Origin of the sequence: Demequina lutea (genome assembly GCF_013409005.1) — a bacterium.
GTDB lineage: Bacteria > Actinomycetota > Actinomycetes > Actinomycetales > Demequinaceae > Demequina > Demequina lutea.
Genome location: NZ_JACBZO010000001.1, coordinates 1,308,792 through 1,327,021 on the forward strand (window position 1 = coordinate 1,308,792; position 18,230 = coordinate 1,327,021).

The window sequence follows — 18,230 nt, forward strand, 5'->3', positions numbered from 1 at the left end:
GCCTACTGCCTACTGCCTACTGCCTACTGCCTACTCGCCGCGAGGCGGGTAGATGTCTTCGACCACATCGGCAAAGTGCTCCATGACGACCTTGCGGCGCACCTTCATTGACGCGGAAAACTCGCCCTCGGCCTCCGTGAGTGGGCGGGGCAGCACTCTGAACTTGCGGATCGACTCGGCCTTGGAAACGGTCGCATTCGCGCCCGCCACGAGCTCCTTGAGGTGAGCCAAGACGTCTGGATGCGCGCCTGCCTCGGCGATAGTCATCGCAGGGAGGCCGCGCTGAGTGAGCCAGTGGCGCAACATCGGCTCATCGAGAGCGATGAGTGCCGCGACGAATGCTTGACCGTCGCCAATGACGACGACCTCCTGAACGGTCGCATCGGTCCTGATCGCATCCTCAAGCCCGGCGGGCTGCACGTTCTTGCCTGCGTCCAGGACGATGATCTCCTTCTTGCGGCCCGTCAGCGTGAGATAGCCACCCGCATCGAGCGAGCCGAGGTCTCCCGTCGCAAACCAGCCGTTGTTGAACACCTCCGCGGTGAGTTCCGGAGCGTGGCGATAGCCAGCGAAGATGTTTGGGCCCTTGAGCAGGACCTCGCCGTCGTCGGCGATGCGTACCGTGCAGCCTGGGAGCGGCATGCCGACGGTGCCGACTCGAGCCGCGAACTGTGGGTTGCAGGTCGTGGGGGCGGAGGACTCGGTGAGGCCATAGCCCTCGAGGACGGAGACGCCGAGCCCGGTATAGAAGTAGCCGAATTTTGGTGCCAACTTGGCCCCACCGCACACGATGAAGCGCATTTGGCCACCCATCGCGTCGCGAATCTTGTGAAGAACCAGTCGGTCAGCTATTGCCAGTTCGAGCGTGAGAATGGGCCCAACGCGGCCCTCCTGGCGCGCAGCAGCGGCCCCTCGTGACACCCGCGCGGCCCAATTGAAGAGCTTCTGCTTCACGCCGCCGCCGGTCCTCGCCTCGGCCGTGTTGTAGAACGCCTCGAGCACGCGAGGCACGGCGATCATCCAGTGCGGCTTAAACGTCTTCAGGTCCGATGGCAGCGTCGCAGGCGAGGGAGCGAAGCCGATCGTCATTCCCGATGCGAGTGACAGTATCTCGAGGTGGCGCGCGAGCACGTGCGCGAGGGGCAGGAACAACAGGAGCCGGTTGCCGGGCTTGGTGACCTCGTGAAGATCGGGGTACGCCGCCGCGTTGAGCGCGTGCTCCACCAGATTCCGGTGAGTGAGCTCAACACCCTTGGGGTTACCCGTCGTGCCCGAGGTATAGACGACCGATGCGACGTCATCGAGGCGCTGTGTAGCAGTGCGGACGGCGAGTTCGGCATCGGAAATGGCGGCGCCAGCGGCCATCAGCGTCTCGACCGCGCCGGACTCGCCGTCGATCACGAGGATCTGCGGCACGTTCTTGACGGACTGGGCCACGGCGCGGTTCTTGGAGGTTTCAACAATGAGCATCGTGAGCGCCGCGTCTTCGACGATCCACTCCAACTGCTTCGCTGACGAGGACGGATAGATCGGCACCGTCATCGCGCCTGCCGCCATGATGGCGAAGTCGAAGAGCGCCCACTCGTAGCGGGTCGATGCCTGCAGCCCCACGCAATCGCCCTGCTTGACGCCCGACGCCACTATGCCCTTGGCGACCGCCTCGACCTGCTGCCGGAACTCGGCGAGAGTGACTGGCACCCATCCGCCGCTCTTGTTCTTGTGCTCGCAATATGTCCGGTCTGGGTGCTCAGAAGCTCTTTCGCGCAGTAGCGAGATCACCGTGTAGTCGTCCGCGATCGTGACGAGCGCGGGAAGTCCGAATTCCGTAGGGGCGGCTTTGTCCACACTCAGAGTCTAGGGACGATACAGCGGGATTCTGGGTCAGGGGTCCCTGTTCTCAGGTCGCGTTTGCCGTCCGGCAGTTCGGCGTGTGCGCGAAGTGAGCAGCCTAGAACTTCTTGCTTGCGCCCTTCGATGACTTCGCGGAGGCCTTTTTCTTGGCTGCGTCGGCCCGCTCCTTGGCGTGAGCCGCACCGGCGGCGGCTCCCACGATTCCAGCGCCGTTGAGCAGTTCTGCGGGCACGATGGGCGTGCGCAGCGTGAGTTTGGGCAGGAACATGTCGTGCGCCTTTGAGACGCCGCCGCCGACGATGATGAGGTCGGGCCACAAGAGCCTTTCAATCTCGGAGAAGTACTTCTGCAGGTGTTTGGCCCACTGATCCCAGTCGAGTCCGTGCCGCTCACGAGCTGACTCGGCCGAGTATTCCTCGGCGTCGAGGCCGTCGACGATGAGATGGCCCAACTCGGTGTTTGGCATCACCTCGCCGTCGACGATGAGAGCCGTGCCGATTCCGGTGCCCAGGGTCGCGAGAAAGACGACGCCGTCGCGACCGTGCGCGGCGCCGTAGAGGTACTCGCCAAAGCCCGCCGCATCGGCGTCGTTGATCGTGTGAACCTCGCGCCCGATGTAGTCCCTCATGACATCGTCGATGTTGACGCCCACCCACGATGGGTCCATGTTGGGGGCGAAGCGGACCACGCTGTGCTGGATCACGCCGGGAAAGGTGATGCCGATCGGGGTCTTCTTGGTCGGCTCGAACTTGGCGACAACCTGAGCAACGGCCTTGCCGACGGAATCGGGAGTCGCGGGCTGGGGAGTGAGCACCCGGTATCGGTCGGCGGCGAACTCGCCCGTCTTCAGGTTGACGGGAGCCGCCTTGATGCCGGTGCCGCCGATGTCGACGCCGAGCGCGATGTGATGGCTCATGGCGCCGTCAGAATCTCGTAGCCGTCGGCCGTGATGAGCACCGTGTTCTCGAACTGGGCCACCCACGATCCGTCGTCCGTGGCGACAGTCCAATCGTCGTCCCACTCGTGGTTGCTTTGGGATCCTGCCACCAGCATCGGCTCTACCGTGAAAACCATGCCTACCTCGATAATGTCGGAGTGATAAGGGGCCGCGTCGTAATGGGGGATCACGAGCCCTGTGTGGAAAGCCGGACCCACGCCGTGTCCCGTGTAGTCGCGCACGGACTCGAAGCCGTGGCGCGCCGCATACTTCTCGATGACACGGCCGATGACGTTGACCTCGCGACCGGGGCGCGCGGCCTTGATCCCGCGCATCATGGCCTCGCGGGTCACGTCGACGAGTTGCCGTGCCTGCTCCGAGCCCTCGCCCGCGATGAATGAGCCGCAGTTGTCCCCGTGTACGCCGTTCTTGAAGGCGGTGATGTCTACCTTGACGATGTCGCCCTCTTCGACGACGGTCGAATCGGGGATGCCGTGGCAAATGACCTCGTTGACCGAGGTGCACAGCGACTTGGGGTAGGGCCTCTTTCCCGCCGAAGAGGGATAGCCGAGTGTCGATGGGTACGCGCCGTTGTCGATCATGAACTCGTGCCCGATGCGGTCGAGCTCGTCCGTGGTTACGCCCGGCTGCACGTGCCTGCCCACCTCGGCAAGCGCTTGAGCCGCGATGCGGCCGCTCTCGCGGATGCGCTCCACGGTCTCCGCGTCGGGGACGTCGCCGCCCTTCCACCGTGCGGCGCTCTTCTTGCCGACATACTCTGGCGGAACGATGTGACGAGGGACCTCCCGCCGGGAAGAAACGACGCCCTTGGCGATACTCGTGCGAACCGGTCCCATACTGGGCAGTCTAGACGTGGAGGTCATTGCGCATGGAACAGCACCGCGACAAGATCGAGTACTTCTTCAATACCACGACGGGCTTGGTCGAGGAGGGTCGTCAAAGCTCCTGGGAACACCTGCTCGGGCCTTTCGCCACGCCTGAGGCCGCCTCGCACGCGCTCGAAATCGTAGCGAAGCGGTCCGCGGCTTGGGATGACGAAGACAAGGCGTGGCGCGGGGAGGACTAGAGCGGGTACGACTAGGCCCCGTCACGCCACGAGTGCTTCGGCTCGTAGCCGAGGACGCGTCTGGCCTTGTCGATTGAGAGCAAGGTCTCGTGCTCGCCCAACGCCTTGGTGACACGTACGTTCGGGAACTGCTCCGCCACGAGCTCCGCGCTTGAGCGGGACATCACGGTGTCGGCATTGGCGATGACGAAGCGGTCGAAGCCGGGTGGCGCGTATTCGAGACCCTTGATGACGGCCTGGGCTCCGTCCCTCGCGTCGATATAGCCCCACATGTTCCAGCGCCTTGCCAACGGATCGGCATCGAACGCGGGGAAGCCCGCGTACTCCTCCGGGTACATCACGTTCGAGAAGCGCAAGGCAATGATGCTCAACGCGGGGTCCCAGCGGCAGAACTGGGCCGCCATGGTTTCTTCGAGGTGCTTCACGAGTGAGTAGTTCGACTCGGGTCTGCTCACATCCTCGTCGACGGGGATGTAAGGCGGGTCGATCGCGAAGGGCAGGCCCAACACTGTTTCGGAGGAGGCGTAGACGATCTTCTTGATGCCCGCACGCTTGGCACCCTGGAACACGTTGAAGGTGGCAGGCATGTTGTTGTGAAACGTCGCGACATCGGTGACCTGGCCAGGAGCAGGGACGGCCGCGAGGTGAACCACGGCATCGACCTTTCCGTACCTGTCCTGCACGCCGAACATCGCGTCAACCGTCTGGCCGTAGTCGGTCAGGTCGATGCGCGTGTAGTCGTGGCTTGGCGCGGCTGGCGCCGAATCAAGGCCGTGGACGTCGTAGCCTGCGGCCGCGAGTTCCTGGACGACCACCCTGCCGAGCTTGCCCTTGCTGCCTGTGACGATGACGGTGATCATCAGGTGTTGCTCCTATTCGTCGAACGTGTGGTTCGCGGCGGGGAACGTCTTGCCCTTGACCTCGCCGACGTACGCGGCAGCCGCCTCGCGCATCGCCTTGCCCACCTCGCCAAAGTGCTTGGAGAAACTGGGGCTCCAGTCGCCCATGCCGAGCGCATCGAGCCACACGAGCACCTGTCCGTCGGTGTGGGGTCCGGCCCCGATGCCGATGGTGGGGATGTCGAGAGCGGCAGTGAGCTTCTCTGCCACGGGGGAGATGACCATCTCGAGCACGATCATGCATGCGCCCGCCTCCTGAAGCGCCAACGCGTCGGCGAGCATGTCTTCGTACGCGCCTTCTCCGCGGCCCTGAATGCGGCGGCCCCCCAGCATGTTTTCGCTTTGCGGAGTGAAGCCCAGGTGCCCGACAAACGGGATTCCCGCGTCGACGACGGCCTTGACCTGTGCGGCAACGCGGCGCCCGCCTTCGAACTTGATGGCGTGCGGCTGGGCCTCCTTCATCATGCGAATCGCGGATTCAACGGCCTGCTGAGGCGACACCTCGTATGTGCCGAACGGGAGGTCCGCGACCACAAAGGCCTTCTGGGCGCCCCGCGATACGGCCCGGGCCATCGGGATCATCTCGTCGAGGGTGACCACCCCGGTGTTGTGGTGGCCCAGGATGTTGTCGCCGAGGGAGTCGCCCACGAGCAGGACATCGACTCCCGCCTCATCGAACAACTTCGCGGTGGGGAAGTCATAGGCCGTCAGCATCGTGATCTTCTCGCCACGAGCCTTCATTTCGCGGAAGTGGTGGATGCGTACCTTCTTGCGATCGGTCATGGCTCCACTTTCTCACGAATGCCTGATGGTGTGGCCTCCGACGCTTGCTAGTCGGCGCTGGTGACCACCTAGAGGCATGGTGTGCTTCCTAGTCGGCGCTGGTGACCAGTCGGCCCCTGGCCATGGTGGGTAGGCTCACGTTCGCCGAGTGGTCACCAGCGCCGACTGAGGCGCACGGGAGCGCCCCAAGTGGTCACCAGCGCCGACTGAAGGGCATGGGAGCGTGACTACTCGACCTTTTCGCGCCAGCGACTCGTGATCGGCAGCCTGCGGTCGCGCCCAAAAGCGAGAGCGGTGACCTTGGGGCCCGGCGGGTACTGCCGGCGCTTCCACTCCGCGCGGTCAACCAAGGACAACACCTTGTCAACCACGGCCTCGTCAAAGCCTCGAGCGAGCAGCTCCGCTCGACCCTCGGCGTGTTCCACGTACGCATCCAGCACCTCGTCCAGCAACTCATACGGCGGTAGCGAGTCCTGGTCCATCTGTCCGGGACGTAGTTCGGCGCTCGGAGGTTTTTCGATCGAGTTGGCGGGGATCGGCTCGACCTCACCGAGGTTCCGTGCCCGCGCATTGCGCCAGCGGGCGAGGTCCCACACGCGGGTCTTGTCGAGGTCCTTGAGCGGGGCGAAGCCGCCGATGCTTCCCGCGTCGTAAATCGTGGCGTAGCCGGTCGCAAGTTCAGACTTGTTTCCGGGTGCGATGACCATGTGGCCCTCCCGATTCGAGATCGCCATGAGGATCACTCCCCGCACCCGCGCCTGCAGGTTTTCCTCGGCGACGCCCGTCAGCGCGAGTTGGCTCTGGAACGCCGCGACGAGGGAAGCGATCGGTTGCACGCGATAGTCCGCGCCGATGCGCTTGGCGAGGTCCGCCGCGTCGTCAAGGGAGTGCTGCGACGAGTACTCCGAGGGCATCGCGACGCCCACGACGTTCGCGCCGCCCACGGCATCCGCGGCGATCGCCGCGGTGAGAGCCGAGTCGATTCCCCCCGAGACCCCGAGCACGACGGACCCAAAGCCGTTCTTCACGAGGTAATCCCTCAGGCCCGTCACCACTGCGGAGTAGACCTGCTCGTCATCCGAGGCGAAGTCGATCACACTCGACTGGGCGGGAGCGGCTCCCGCAGCAGGAAGTTCCCACAGGAGCAGCGCATCGGCGAAACCTGGCGAGTTCGCCATCCACTCGCCGTCGGCGGCGACGATGAACGAGTGCCCATCAAACACGAGGTCGTCCTGGCCGCCCCACATGTTGACGTAAGCCAGGGGCGCGTCCACCTCGGCGGCGCGTCGGCGCGCGAGGTCGGTGCGCACGCGGCCCTTGCCCTCCTCGAAGGGTGAGCCATTGAGCACGAGCAGCAGGTCGATGTTCGCGTCTGCCATCGCCGCCACGGGTCCACCGTCTTGCCAGATGTCCTCACAAATCACGACACCAATGCGTCGCCCGTCGACCGTGATCACACACGGCGCCGTGCCCGGCGCGAAAATGCGTCGCTCGTCGAAGACGCCGTAGTTGGGGAGGTGGTGCTTCGAGTAGCGCGCCGTGATCGCGCCGTTCTGCATGATGACGGCGTCGTTCGTGGGGTGCCCGTCCGCATTGGCCCCAAGTGTGCCGAGCACCACCGTGAGATCACCGAGGCCATCGGCCACGAGATCGTCCGCCAAGGACCGCACCGCCTGCTCGGCCGCACGCTGAAAGCTCTCCCTCAGCGCAAGGTCCTCGATGGGGTATCCCGTGATGACCATCTCGGGGAACACCACGACGCGGGCGCCCGCCTCAGCGGCTTCGCGAGAGCGTGCGCGCACAAGTGCCGCGTTGCCAGCGATGTCTCCCACGCAAGGGTTGACTTGGGCCAGGGCAATGGTGAGGCCAGACATGGCGCCAGCCTACGCGGGACAGGCACCCCGGTCACGTCACACAAACGACATCTGGATGGGGCAGGATGGGGGGCATGGATAAGCAGCAGGAGTATGTGCTTCGCAGTGTCGAGGAGCGTGACATCCGCTTCATTCGGTTGTGGTTCACCGATGTGCTCGGGATCCTCAAATCGGTGGCGATCGCGCCCGCGGAATTGGAGAACGCCTTCGCCGAGGGGATTGGCTTCGACGGCTCGGCGGTCGAGGGTCTGACCCGCGTGTATGAGGCGGACATGCTCGCGATCCCGGACCCGACCACCTACCAGGTGTTGCCGTGGCGCGGTGACCGCCAGGGTGCGGCGCGCATGTTCTGCGACATTCACCTTCCCGACGGCGAGGCCGCGCTGTCGGACCCGCGTCAGGTGCTCAAGCGCACTCTCGACAAGGCCTCCGAGCAGGGCTTCACGTTTTACACGCACCCCGAGATTGAGTTCTACCTGTTCAAGCCGCTCGAGGAGGGCAAGCTGCCTCGCCCCGTCGACCAGGCTGGATATTTCGACAACGTGCCGCGCGGTACGGCCCACGAGTTCCGCCGGACGGCGATCACGACGCTCGAAGAGATGGGCATCTCCGTCGAGTTCAGCCACCACGAGGCGGGGCCCGGCCAGAACGAGATCGACCTGCGCTACGCCGATGCCCTTACCACGGCGGACAACATCATGACCTTCCGCACGGCCATCAAGGAGGTTGCGCTGGAGCAGGGTCTGTACGCGTCATTCATGCCCAAGCCGCTCGCGAATGCGCCCGGTTCCGGAATGCACACGCACCTGAGTCTCTTCGAGGGTGACCGCAACGCCTTCCACGATCCCGCCGCCGAATTCGGGCTCTCGACCGTGGCTCGCCAATTCATGGCGGGCCTGCTCGCTCACGCCCCCGAAATCACTGCCGTCACCAACCAGCACGTGAACTCGTACAAGCGGCTGTGGGGCGGCGCCGAGGCGCCGAGCTACGTGTGCTGGGGCTCGAACAACCGTTCCGCGCTGGTGCGCATCCCGATCCACAAGCCCACCAAGGGCCAATCGGCCAGGGTCGAATACCGCGCGATCGACTCGGCGGCCAACCCGTATCTTGCGTTCTCCGTCATCCTCGCCGCGGGCCTCAAGGGCATCAAGGAGGGTTATGAACTTCCCGACGGTGCCGAGGATGACGTGTGGGAGTTGAGCGCGGCCGAGCGCAAGGCGATGGGATACGAGCCGTTGCCCTCTTCGCTTGCCGAGGCGGTCGGGGTGATGGAGAAGTCGGAGCTCGTGGCGGAGACGCTGGGCGAGAGCGTCTTTGACTTCTTCCTGCGCAACAAGCGCGAGGAGTGGACGGCGTACCGATCCCAGGTGACGCCCTTTGAGTTGGAGCGCTATCTCGGTGTTCTGTGAGTGCTCGGGGCGACGAGCGCCCTTGCGCTTAGGGTAGACGCGTGACAGGTCGAGAACTCAGTGCCGCGGCGCAAATGCGGCGCGCGGGCGTCCACGATCCCGAAAGGGCACTCCGTCTCGTCGCCGACATCGAGGCCGTGATGGGAGTGACGATCGACGACGTCCCCAAGGCGCTGTCGTACCTGGCCGATCCCGATGGCGGGCTACTCAACCTGTTGCGCTTGGCCGAATCCGCTCGCGACAGGGGACTGCTTGACGCCCTTGCGGCCTTGAGGGGCACGACGGCGGGAAACAAGTTGGGGATGCTCCTGGGCGCATCGAGCGCGCTCGGCGACTTCTTGGTGAGGCATCCCGACGTCGCGGTTGACGCGTCGTCGTGGGGCCAAGAAATACGGCCGGACGCATCGGGCGCGCGAGCAGCATTCCTGACAGCGGTGGGAGCTGACCCTGAATCCTCCGCACCCGTCGCCACCGTCACGGGTGCAGCGGGTGTCGATGCGATGAGGATCGCCTATCGCCGTGAACTCGCGGAGGTCGCGGCGATCGACGTCTCCTCTGGCAACCCCCTGGCAGTCGAGCCCGCGGTAAGCGCCGCGCTCGCCGACCTCGCAGGCGCCGCGCTCGAGGCGGGACTGGCGATCGCGAGGGCGGAGACGCCAGGCCACGAGTCGGCGCGCCTTGCGATTATGGCGATGGGGAAGTGCGGCGCGCACGAACTGAATTACGTTTCCGATGTCGATGTGATTTACGTTGCCGAGCCGGCAGATGGATTCGAAGAGGGCGTCGCCATGGCCGCTGCTACGGCACTTGCGTCACGTGCCGCCGCCGTATGTTCGGCCCCGTCGTCGGAGCCACCGTTGTGGCAAGTCGACCCCAATCTCCGACCGGAGGGCAAGGACGGGGTGCTCGTGCGCCGCGTCGAGTCGCATCGGGCCTACTACGAGCGCTGGGCCGAATCGTGGGAGTTCCAGGCCCTGCTCAAGGCCAGGCCCGTCGCCGGTGACCTCGAGGTGGGCCAGGCCTATCTCGATGCGGTGTGGCCGTTTGTATGGACCGCCGTGGAGCGCGACGGCTTCGTGCAGTCGGCTCAGGCAATGCGCAAGCGAGTCGAGTCGCATATCCCGCTCAAGGAGAAGGATCGCGAGATCAAGCTTGGTCCTGGAGGCCTGCGCGATGTCGAATTCACGATCCAACTCATTCAGCTCGTCCACGGGCGTTCCGACCCATCGCTCAGGGTTCGCGGCACTCTCGAGGGCCTGCGGGCGCTGAGGGACGGCGGCTACGTGGGACGCACTCAAGCGGCGTCTCTCGATCGCGGGTACCGGCAGTTGCGAGTGTGGGAGCACCGGCTGCAGCTGCGCAGGCTGAGCCGCACCCACCTCATGCCAGACACCGACGAGGACAAGCGGATACTCGCTCGCGCGTCGGGCTTTGCGACCGTCGGCTACATGGAGGAGGTGTGGGCCGACGTACGCCGCGACGTCCGCACGATGCACCTGGAGATGTTCTATCGGCCCATCCTCGGAGTGGTGGCCCAGCTGAGCACCGATGAGGTGGCGCTCTCCGAGGAGCCCGCACGGGCACGACTCGCCGCGATCGGATTCAGGGATCCGGCGGGTGCCCAGCGCCACATCGCGGTCCTCACCCAGGGCCTCTCGCGTCGCGCGGCGATTCAGCGCCAACTGTTGCCCGCGATGATCGGCTGGTTCGCGGCGGGCCCCGATCCGGATGCGGGGCTGCTCGCCTTCAGGCAGCTTGCCGAACAGCTCGAGCGCAGCCAGTGGTTCCTCAAGCTCTTGCGCGACTCGGGAACCGCGGCCGAGCGCCTTGCGGTCCTGTTGTCGACGTCTGGTTTCGTGACGAAGGCGCTGTTGACGTCCGCCCAACACATCACGTGGCTCGATTCCGACGATGATCTCGCGCCCGTGCCCGTCGAGAGGCTCGATCGCGAGGCAGAGGCCATCGTCAGCCGTGCAGACGACGAGGAAAAGGTCATCACGGCGCTGCGTGGGCTCCGGAGGCGCGAAGTCGTACGCACTGCGGCCGCGAACGTGCTCGCCCTGCAAGACTCGGTGACAGCGGCGGCGTCCGTGACCCAGGCCGCCGACGTCCTGATGAGGGGCGCCCTTCGAGTGGCGCACGCGGTGGTGACGATCGAGCGCGGTCTGGACCAGCCTGCCGCCGATGTGGCGGTCGTCGCCATGGGCAGATACGGCGGCGGAGAGATGGGTTACGGCTCCGACGCGGACGTGCAGTTCGTGTACGAGGCGAGTGAGGGCGCGGATGACCCGGCCTCCTTTGCGCTCGACGTTGCCGCCAAGCTGCGCGACCTGCTCCAGCGGGCCAACTCGCAACCGTCCCTCGCGGTCGACGCCGACCTCCGGCCCGAAGGGAAGAACGGGCCCCTCGTGCGCTCTCTCGAGTCGGTCTCCGAGTACTACCGGCGTTGGTCGGATCCGTGGGAGGCCCAGGCGCTGCTCCGGGCGCGTCCCGTCGCGGGCAGCCCGGAGCTACGCGAGAGGTTCGTCGCTGCGATCGCTGACGTGAGGTACCCGTCGGAGGTCACCCCAGCCGCTCTGAAGCAGATGAGGACACTCAAGGCGCGCATGGAGTCGGAGCGACTCCCGAGGGGCATAGATCCTCGTCGGCACCTCAAACTCGGGCCCGGGGGGCTCTCCGACGTCGAGTGGACTGTCCAGCTTCTGCAATTGCGCCATGCAAAGGCACACCACACCCTGCAAACCACCGAGACCCTGCGGGCGATTGGCGCGGCACGGTCGGCGGGAGTGCTCTCAGTGTCCGACTCGCGCGCATTGGCCGATGCGTGGCGACTCGCCACGGACCTGCGCGGTGCGATCGCCCTTCGCGGCAAATCAGGTGACGCGGACGCGCTTCCCGGCGACTACCGTGACCTTGGAGTTCTCGCGTCCATCATGGGCACGCAGGAGTCGGGTCAGGCTCTGGACGAGCGCTATGCGCGCACGGCCCGCCGTGCACGAGCGGTGACAGAGCGAGTGTTCTTCGCCTGGGAGGAGTCGTCGTGAAAGCGCTACGAACGTTCGTCTCAGCGATTGCAATTCTCGCAGGCGCGGCGCTCGTTGTCGCGTGGTGCGGCGCATGGCTCTTGCTTTCTGCCGTCGACGATGGAGTCGTCGCTCGCACGATGGTCCAGACGGCCCTGGCGACGCCCGCCGTGACCGCGCGCATCGGCGACGATTTGATGTCTCGCACGACCGAATCGCTTTCGGGACTGGGCATTGACTTGACGGCCATTGGCGCCGACGGCGCCGTGCGCACGGCGCTTGTGAAGTGGACGCAATCCGATGACTTCAAGCAGACCGTCCTGGATCAGGTCGATGCCGCGCGGGAGAAGCTACACGAGGAACTCGCGAGTCGGGATCGCCCGCAAGGCCCCTTCACCGTCTCGATCAACGTCAGCGCGACGGTGAACAAGCGATTGGGCGAGATTCCGGTTGTCGGCTCCCAGATTCCCAATGTCGCGGTCGCCCCGGTCCAAGTGGAATTGGTGTCAGCGGACAGCTTCAACAAGGCCCGTACCGCTTACTCGCGGCTGGAATTCGCTAAACGTTACTTCTTGTGGATAGGTGGCGCGCTCATCGTTGTCGGCCTCTTGGTTTCGACGCGGCGCCGCTACGTGATTGCCAAATTCCTCATTGCGGTGGGTGCGATGGCGCTCGGCCTCGTGGTAATCGTGACCGTCGCCACCCCAGAACGCCTCGCGAGCGGGTTGCCGGGCGGCGACCAAGGCACGTGGGGACAGCTCGCAATCCAGGCGTTTTCCGATGCGGCACTACCGGCAATGCGCCGGACGATTGCGATCATCGGTGCCGTTGCGATTGCTGCGGGAGCGCTCATGGTGATGATTCTGAAGTCGTTCAGTTCGGCGCGCCGCTAGTCGCTGCAGTCCGTCTTGAGTCCGCCCGCCGCTTTCACGCGAGATCTAGCCCATCAAGCAGTCAGCCACACCGTCGTGTCGGGTGCAATGGTGCCGTCCACCGGTCCGGAGGAGTGGAGCAACTCACCCGGAGGTAGGGGAAGCGGCTCGTCGGACAGGTTGGCCACCACGCGCACCCCGGCCACTGTGAAGTCAAGCACCTCGGGCCGTGACTCGCTCCACACAAGCGTGCCGGTGGCCAGGGAACGGTCACGGCGAATGCGCAGCGCGGTGCGGTACATCTCGAGCGTCGAGCCCGCGACCCCGTCTTGTGCATCGGCCGCGTAGCGCGCCCACGAGGCGGGTTGCGGCAGCCACGACGCTCCGGTGGGGGAGAAGCCGTATGCGGGGGCATCGGCCTCCCAGGGTAGCGGCACGCGGCAACCGTCGCGGCCATAGACCCCGGGGGGCGTGCGGAACCAGGTGGGGTCCTCGCGTGCGGCGTCGGGAATGTCGATGGCCTCAGGGAGGCCGAGTTCCTCGCCTTGGTACACGTAGGCCGATCCCGGCAACGCAAGCATGACGAGAGTCGCGGCACGTCCTCGACGCAGCGCGGCCCCTTCTTCTGGCCTGTCTGCGCTCAGCGGACCGATGCCCATGCCGTGGGGCTGGGGCGTCTTGAGGGCAAGTCTGGTGGTGTGGCGTATGGAGTCGTGGTTTGACAGCACCCACGTGGAGGGAGCGCCTACTGCTGGGAATTCCGCGAGCGCCTCGTCGATCGAGGAGCGAAGTTCTTGGGCGTCCCACGCCGTCATGAGATAGCCGAAGTTGAACGCCTGGTGGAGCTCGTCGGGGCGAACCCACTTCGCCATCTTGCTCAGCGGCAGGACCCACGCCTCCGCGACGAGGGCCCTGTCGCCGCCGTACTCGTTGGCGACGCGACGCCACCTGCGCCAAATGTCGTGAACAGTGTCGCGCGACCAATACGGGTGGTCATCTCCCGCCCATTCGCCGCCAGTACGCAGCGGATCCATGTCGACGTCGGGGAGCCCGGGTGCCTTGGCCAGTCCGTGCGCAACGTCGATCCTGAACCCGTCAATGCCCCGATCAAACCAGAATCGCAACACGTCATCGAACTGGCCCGCGACCCATGGGTTGGTCCAGTCAAAGTCGGGTTGCGTTGAGTCAAAGAGGTGGAGATACCAAGGGCCGGGCGTGCCGTCGGCCTCGTTAATGCGAGTCCACGCGGGGCCGCCGAACATCGAAAGCCAGTTATTCGGGGGCTCTGCGCCCTCTGGGCCGCGCCCCTCCCTGAAGATGTACCGGGCGCGCTCGGGGGATCCGGGTCCCGCCGCAAGGGCTTCCTTGAACCAGCGGTGCTCACTCGATGAGTGGTTGGGGACGACGTCGAAGATCACTCTGAGTCCGAGTTCGTGGGCACGGGCGATCAGGGTGTCGGCGTCCGCGAGAGTGCCAAAGATGGGATCGACATCGCAATAGTCGGACACGTCGTAGCCCGCGTCGTTTTGCGGCGAGCGATAGAAGGGCGAGAGCCACACCGCGTCGACGCCGAGCGCGGCGAGGTGGTCAAGGCGCGAGGTAATGCCTGGCAGATCACCGATGCCGTTTCCCGTGGAGTCGGCGAAAGAGCGAGGGTAGACCTGGTAGATGACGGCGGTGCGCCACCAAGAAGTGGAACGGGGGGGCGTCATCGACATGTGTCCAGCCTATGGCCGTTGGCGGAGGCCGACGTGTAATCCTGCTGGCAAGCGTGCTGCGGGGGGGAAACCATGCGACAGAGAGCCACCGCAGGTCCTCGCGGCCTCAACCAAAATTCGCACCAAGACTTGCATCGGGCCGCAGGCCTACATTTGCAAATGCGAAGAGCCGTTACCGTCCTGCGCTCACAATGCGCGCATTTCTAGGCTCAAGCATGAATGGCAATGCCGCCGTCCATACGCTACACAGCGTGATGTAATAGTGCTGAGCAAGATAGCCGGGGCCCGGTCGGAAGAGGAAATAAAGCGAGAATATACCGAACAAGATCCAGCCAACCATAAACGCACTCATGATGGTGGCACCTGTTTGATTGCGCCGCTGCCACCACACCAACACCGCGCTGATAAACAGGCAAATAGATGCCGTGATGCTGGCGATGCCGTGCAGGACCAGCATCGGCTGATGGCTCAGGCTCGGGCACGTGGTCAGTGACGGCTCGCAACTCATCGGTAGCAGCGCGTCGATCGCCGTCAGCAGGCCAAAGAGCGCGAAATTCACCAGAACGACCTTATTCGCCCGACCATCACCACGATGCCAGAGCAGTCTTGATACCGCAACTATCAGCGCGCCGGCCACCACGTCGAGCGCGATGAATACCCAATTGTACGGTTGGTGAAGTGCCGCCAACTCGCTTGCCAGGCCGCGGCGACTTACCAGCGGATTAAGGACATAGCCAAGAGGCCATGAGCAATACGCCAAGCCGGCCGCAACCGCCAGGACTTTCGAAATGCGGAGGTTAAGACCATTGCGTCTGTTAAACATGTGACCCATAGATTTCGTTGAGGTGGGAAGCGGGATCTTCGCAGTTGAGGGCGGGTGGTGTCAACGGTGGAAACAGCGCTGGACTTCGACGGGAGGGGCCTGCGCTATCGGTCGGCTGGAGCGCTCGTCGATCGCCTCACGATGAGTTCGAAGGGAAGCGGCACGTTCTGAGCGGTGACGGGTTCGCCATCGAGTATTCGCAACACTGCCTCTGCCGCCAGGCGGCCTTGCGTCTCGGGAAACTGGGAGATGGTGGTGAGTCCAAAAAACTCGCCGAGTTCGTGTCCGTCGATGCCGATGATCGACAGGTCGTCGGGAACCTTCTTTCCCAAGTCCCTGGCCGCCATGATCGCGCCCATGGCCATTTCGTCGGAGGCCGCAAACACCGCCGTGGGAGCGATGCGAGGATCGCCCAGGAGCTGCAGGGTTGCCCGATACCCGCCCGCGATCGTGAAGTCGGCGAACCTCACGAGCAGGGGATTGGCTGTGAGTCCGTGTGCCGCGAGCGCGGCCTCGTATCCGACGCGGCGGTTGGCTGGCAGGTGAAAGTCAAGGTCGAGCACAGCATCGCCGCCGATGTGCGCGATCTCGCGATGTCCGAGCGCTATCAGATGCTCCGTGGCAAGTCGCGCGATGGCGGTGTCGTCGATGCTCAGCGTCAACGCGCCTGGCAGCGGTCCGCCGATGCCAATGGCGGGTTTCCCAATTGTGCGAATGAGCTCAAGTTCGGCGTCGGTCAATTCGAGAGAGACGGCAATGAATCCGTCCACCCTTTGCCGTCGGAGGAACTCGTCGAAGAGGCGTTCCCTTCGCGGGTTGGTCCGCGAAGCTGACTCGGTGGCCGACTGGTCGAGGTGGTACAGCGTGAGGTCGTAGCCCGCGTCCGACAAGGCGTCGTGAGCGCCCTTGAGCACGCGCATGTAGAACCAGCCGTCGAGAAAGGGAACGACCACGCCAATGTTCCTGTTGCGACCCGACGCGAGGCTTGAGGCCGCAGACGAGGCGACGTAGCCAAGTTGCTTGGCCGCAGCCTCGACTCTGGCCTTGGTGGTGGCCGACACGGATTTCTTGCCAGCGAGGGCCCTCGACACGGTCGCCGTCGACACTCCGGCCAGGTCGGCCACCTTCTGAATCGTCGTCACATTAGGGTCCTCACATTTGTACCCTACAGACAGACGCGAGATGGGGCTGCCAGGCGCGACTTGCCGCGGGATCCAAGCCGTTGTCGGTCGCAACGACGTGGACGCCGAGGCCGAGCCAGCTGATGCCGCCGCTCGAATCGGAAAAGTAGCGGGGGATCGGTCTGGTTCGTCACGGCGCACCTGGGCAAAGCGAAAGGGCCGCCCCTCGCGGGACGGCCCTTTCGCTTGACCTGCCAGACGACCTAGCAGTCGTAGTACAGCTCGAACTCATGGGGGTGCGGACGGAAGCGCAGCGGGTCGATCTCCTGCGTGCGCTTGAGGTCAATCCACGTCTCGATGAGGTCGGACGTGAACACGCCGCCCTCGAGGAGGAATGCGTGGTCGGCCTCGAGCGAGTCGAGAACGGCGCCGAGCGATGCGGGAACCTGCTGGATCGATGCGTGCTCCTCGGGGGGAAGCTCGTACAGATCCTTGTCCACGGGTGCGGGCGGCTCGATGCGGTTCTTGATGCCATCGAGCCCTGCCATCAGCAGCGCGGCGAAAGCGAGGTACGGGTTGCCCGACGAGTCAGGCGCGCGGAACTCGATGCGCTTGGCCTTGGGGTTGGAACCCGTGATCGGGATGCGCACCGCGGCCGAGCGGTTGCGAGCCGAGTACACCAGGTTGACGGGGGCCTCGTAGCCGGGCACGAGGCGGTGGTACGAGTTGACCGTCGGGTTGGTGAACGCGAGCAGCGAAGGAGCGTGCTTCAGGATGCCGCCGATGTACCAGCGAGCGAGGTCGGACAGGCCGCCGTAGCCCTTCTCGTCGAAGAACAGGGGGGTGCCCTCATTCCAGATCGACTGGTGCACGTGCATGCCGGATCCGTTGTCTCCAAAGAGCGGCTTGGGCATGAAGGTCACCGTCTTGCCGGCGTTCCACGCGACGTTCTTGACGATGTACTTGAACTTCATCAGGTCGTCCGCAGCGTGAAGCAGCGTGTTGAAGCGGTAGTTGATCTCCTGCTGACCCGCCGTGCCCACCTCGTGGTGCGCGCGCTCGAGGTCGAGTCCTGCCTGGCCGAGCACGGTGCACATCTCATCGCGAAGGTCGGCGAACTGGTCGGAGGGGCTCACGGGGAAGTAGCCGCCCTTGATGCGCGTCTTGTAACCGCGGTTGGGGGTGCCGTCCTCCTCGTACTCGACGCCGGTGTTCCACGCGGCCTCGGACGAGTCGATGTGGTAGTAGCCCTCGTGCTGGTTCGTGGCGAAGCGCACCGAGTCGAAGATGAAGAACTCGGCCTCGGGAGCGAAGAAGGCGGTGTCGCCGATGCCCGTGGTCTTGAGGTAGGCCTCGGCCTTGGAGGCCACGTTGCGCGGGTCGCGCGAGTAAGGCTCGTTCGTGAACGGGTCGACGATCGAGAAGTTGATGATCAGCGTCTTCGCGACACGGAACGGGTCGAGATACGCCGTTGCCACGTCGGGCAGCAGCTTCATGTCGGACTCGTTGATGGCCTGGAAGCCACGGATCGACGAGCCGTCGAACATGGCGCCATCCGTGAAGACGTCCGCAGTGAACTGGTGGGCCGGAATGTTGAAGTGCTGCATTACGCCAGGCAGGTCGCAGAAGCGAATGTCGACATACTCGACGCCCTCTTCCTTGACGTAAGCGAGCGCCTCTTCGGCGGTCTTGAACATCGGATTGCTCCTTGAGGTAGGCACGGCCAAATAGTGGCTTCCACCAACTTAGTGCCAGGCCGTTACTCCCGCGTATTCCGAGTGTTACGGGCGCGTTACGTGAGTTGAGACTCTGACGGCCATCTGGGCGCGGATC

At 64.8% G+C, this 18,230-nt stretch carries 14 protein-coding genes; 4 read left to right on the plus strand and 10 right to left on the minus strand.

From position 1 onward, the window contains the following. Nucleotides 1–30: 30 nt before the first annotated feature. The 3 genes from BKA03_RS06385 to map form a co-directional block, all read right to left on the minus strand. Nucleotides 31–1,845, minus strand: coding sequence for an AMP-dependent synthetase/ligase (locus BKA03_RS06385; RefSeq protein ID WP_062074979.1), 1,815 nt, complete (start codon nt 1,843–1,845; stop codon nt 31–33). Between the two features lie 103 nt (nt 1,846–1,948). Next, nucleotides 1,949–2,767 (minus strand): polyphosphate--glucose phosphotransferase, encoded by an 819-nt coding sequence (gene ppgK, locus BKA03_RS06390; RefSeq protein WP_062074980.1) that lies wholly within the window; start codon nt 2,765–2,767, stop codon nt 1,949–1,951. Next, a complete protein-coding gene (gene map, locus BKA03_RS06395) occupies nt 2,764–3,645 on the minus strand; it encodes a type I methionyl aminopeptidase (RefSeq protein WP_062074981.1) in 882 nt (293 codons plus the stop codon). The genes ppgK and map overlap by 4 nt, the downstream gene beginning before the upstream one ends. Before the next feature lie 32 nt (nt 3,646–3,677). Between map and BKA03_RS06400 the strand changes: the two genes are divergently transcribed. Further along, nucleotides 3,678–3,875 (plus strand): hypothetical protein, encoded by a 198-nt coding sequence (locus BKA03_RS06400; protein ID WP_062074982.1) that lies wholly within the window; start codon nt 3,678–3,680, stop codon nt 3,873–3,875. An 11-nt stretch (nt 3,876–3,886) separates the two neighbouring features. Here the strand turns inward: BKA03_RS06400 and BKA03_RS06405 are convergent, their stop codons facing one another. The 3 genes from BKA03_RS06405 to BKA03_RS06415 form a co-directional block, all read right to left on the minus strand. Beyond that, a complete protein-coding gene (locus BKA03_RS06405; protein WP_062075102.1) occupies nt 3,887–4,732 on the minus strand; it encodes an NAD-dependent epimerase/dehydratase family protein in 846 nt (281 codons plus the stop codon). A 15-nt stretch (nt 4,733–4,747) separates the two neighbouring features. Further along, on the minus strand, nt 4,748–5,557 hold the full coding sequence (gene panB / locus BKA03_RS06410) for a 3-methyl-2-oxobutanoate hydroxymethyltransferase (protein WP_062074983.1): 810 nt from the start codon (nt 5,555–5,557) through the stop codon (nt 4,748–4,750). A gap of 227 nt (nt 5,558–5,784) precedes the next feature. After that, nucleotides 5,785–7,431, minus strand: coding sequence for an NAD+ synthase (locus BKA03_RS06415; RefSeq protein WP_062074984.1), 1,647 nt, complete (start codon nt 7,429–7,431; stop codon nt 5,785–5,787). 74 nt (nt 7,432–7,505) lie between these two features. Between BKA03_RS06415 and BKA03_RS06420 the strand changes: the two genes are divergently transcribed. From BKA03_RS06420 to BKA03_RS06430, 3 genes are read left to right on the plus strand one after another with little or no spacing between them, the layout of a single operon-like run. Continuing rightward, complete coding sequence (locus BKA03_RS06420; protein WP_062074985.1) at nt 7,506–8,840, plus strand: glutamine synthetase family protein; 1,335 nt, start codon at nt 7,506–7,508, stop codon at nt 8,838–8,840. A gap of 41 nt (nt 8,841–8,881) precedes the next feature. Next, the gene (locus BKA03_RS06425; RefSeq protein WP_274518620.1) at nt 8,882–11,884 is read left to right on the plus strand and encodes a bifunctional [glutamine synthetase] adenylyltransferase/[glutamine synthetase]-adenylyl-L-tyrosine phosphorylase; all 3,003 of its coding nucleotides are present in this window, start codon (nt 8,882–8,884) and stop codon (nt 11,882–11,884) included. After that, nucleotides 11,881–12,756 (plus strand): hypothetical protein, encoded by an 876-nt coding sequence (locus BKA03_RS06430; protein WP_062074987.1) that lies wholly within the window; start codon nt 11,881–11,883, stop codon nt 12,754–12,756. Before BKA03_RS06425 ends, BKA03_RS06430 begins: the two co-directional genes overlap by 4 nt. Nucleotides 12,757–12,809: 53 nt before the next feature. Here the strand turns inward: BKA03_RS06430 and BKA03_RS06435 are convergent, their stop codons facing one another. The 4 genes from BKA03_RS06435 to glnA form a co-directional block, all read right to left on the minus strand. Continuing rightward, nucleotides 12,810–14,453 (minus strand): glycoside hydrolase family 13 protein, encoded by a 1,644-nt coding sequence (locus tag BKA03_RS06435; RefSeq protein WP_062074988.1) that lies wholly within the window; start codon nt 14,451–14,453, stop codon nt 12,810–12,812. Nucleotides 14,454–14,625: 172 nt separating this feature from the next. Beyond that, nucleotides 14,626–15,285, minus strand: a complete 660-nt coding sequence (locus BKA03_RS06440; RefSeq protein ID WP_062074989.1) for a DUF998 domain-containing protein — start codon at nt 15,283–15,285, stop codon at nt 14,626–14,628. A gap of 95 nt (nt 15,286–15,380) precedes the next feature. Next, nucleotides 15,381–16,418: a LacI family DNA-binding transcriptional regulator gene (locus tag BKA03_RS06445; protein WP_062074990.1), complete on the minus strand. Its 1,038-nt coding sequence runs from the start codon at nt 16,416–16,418 to the stop codon at nt 15,381–15,383. Nucleotides 16,419–16,660: 242 nt separating this feature from the next. Further along, the gene (gene glnA, locus BKA03_RS06450; RefSeq protein ID WP_062074991.1) at nt 16,661–18,094 is read right to left on the minus strand and encodes a type I glutamate--ammonia ligase; all 1,434 of its coding nucleotides are present in this window, start codon (nt 18,092–18,094) and stop codon (nt 16,661–16,663) included. Nucleotides 18,095–18,230: the final 136 nt, after the last annotated feature.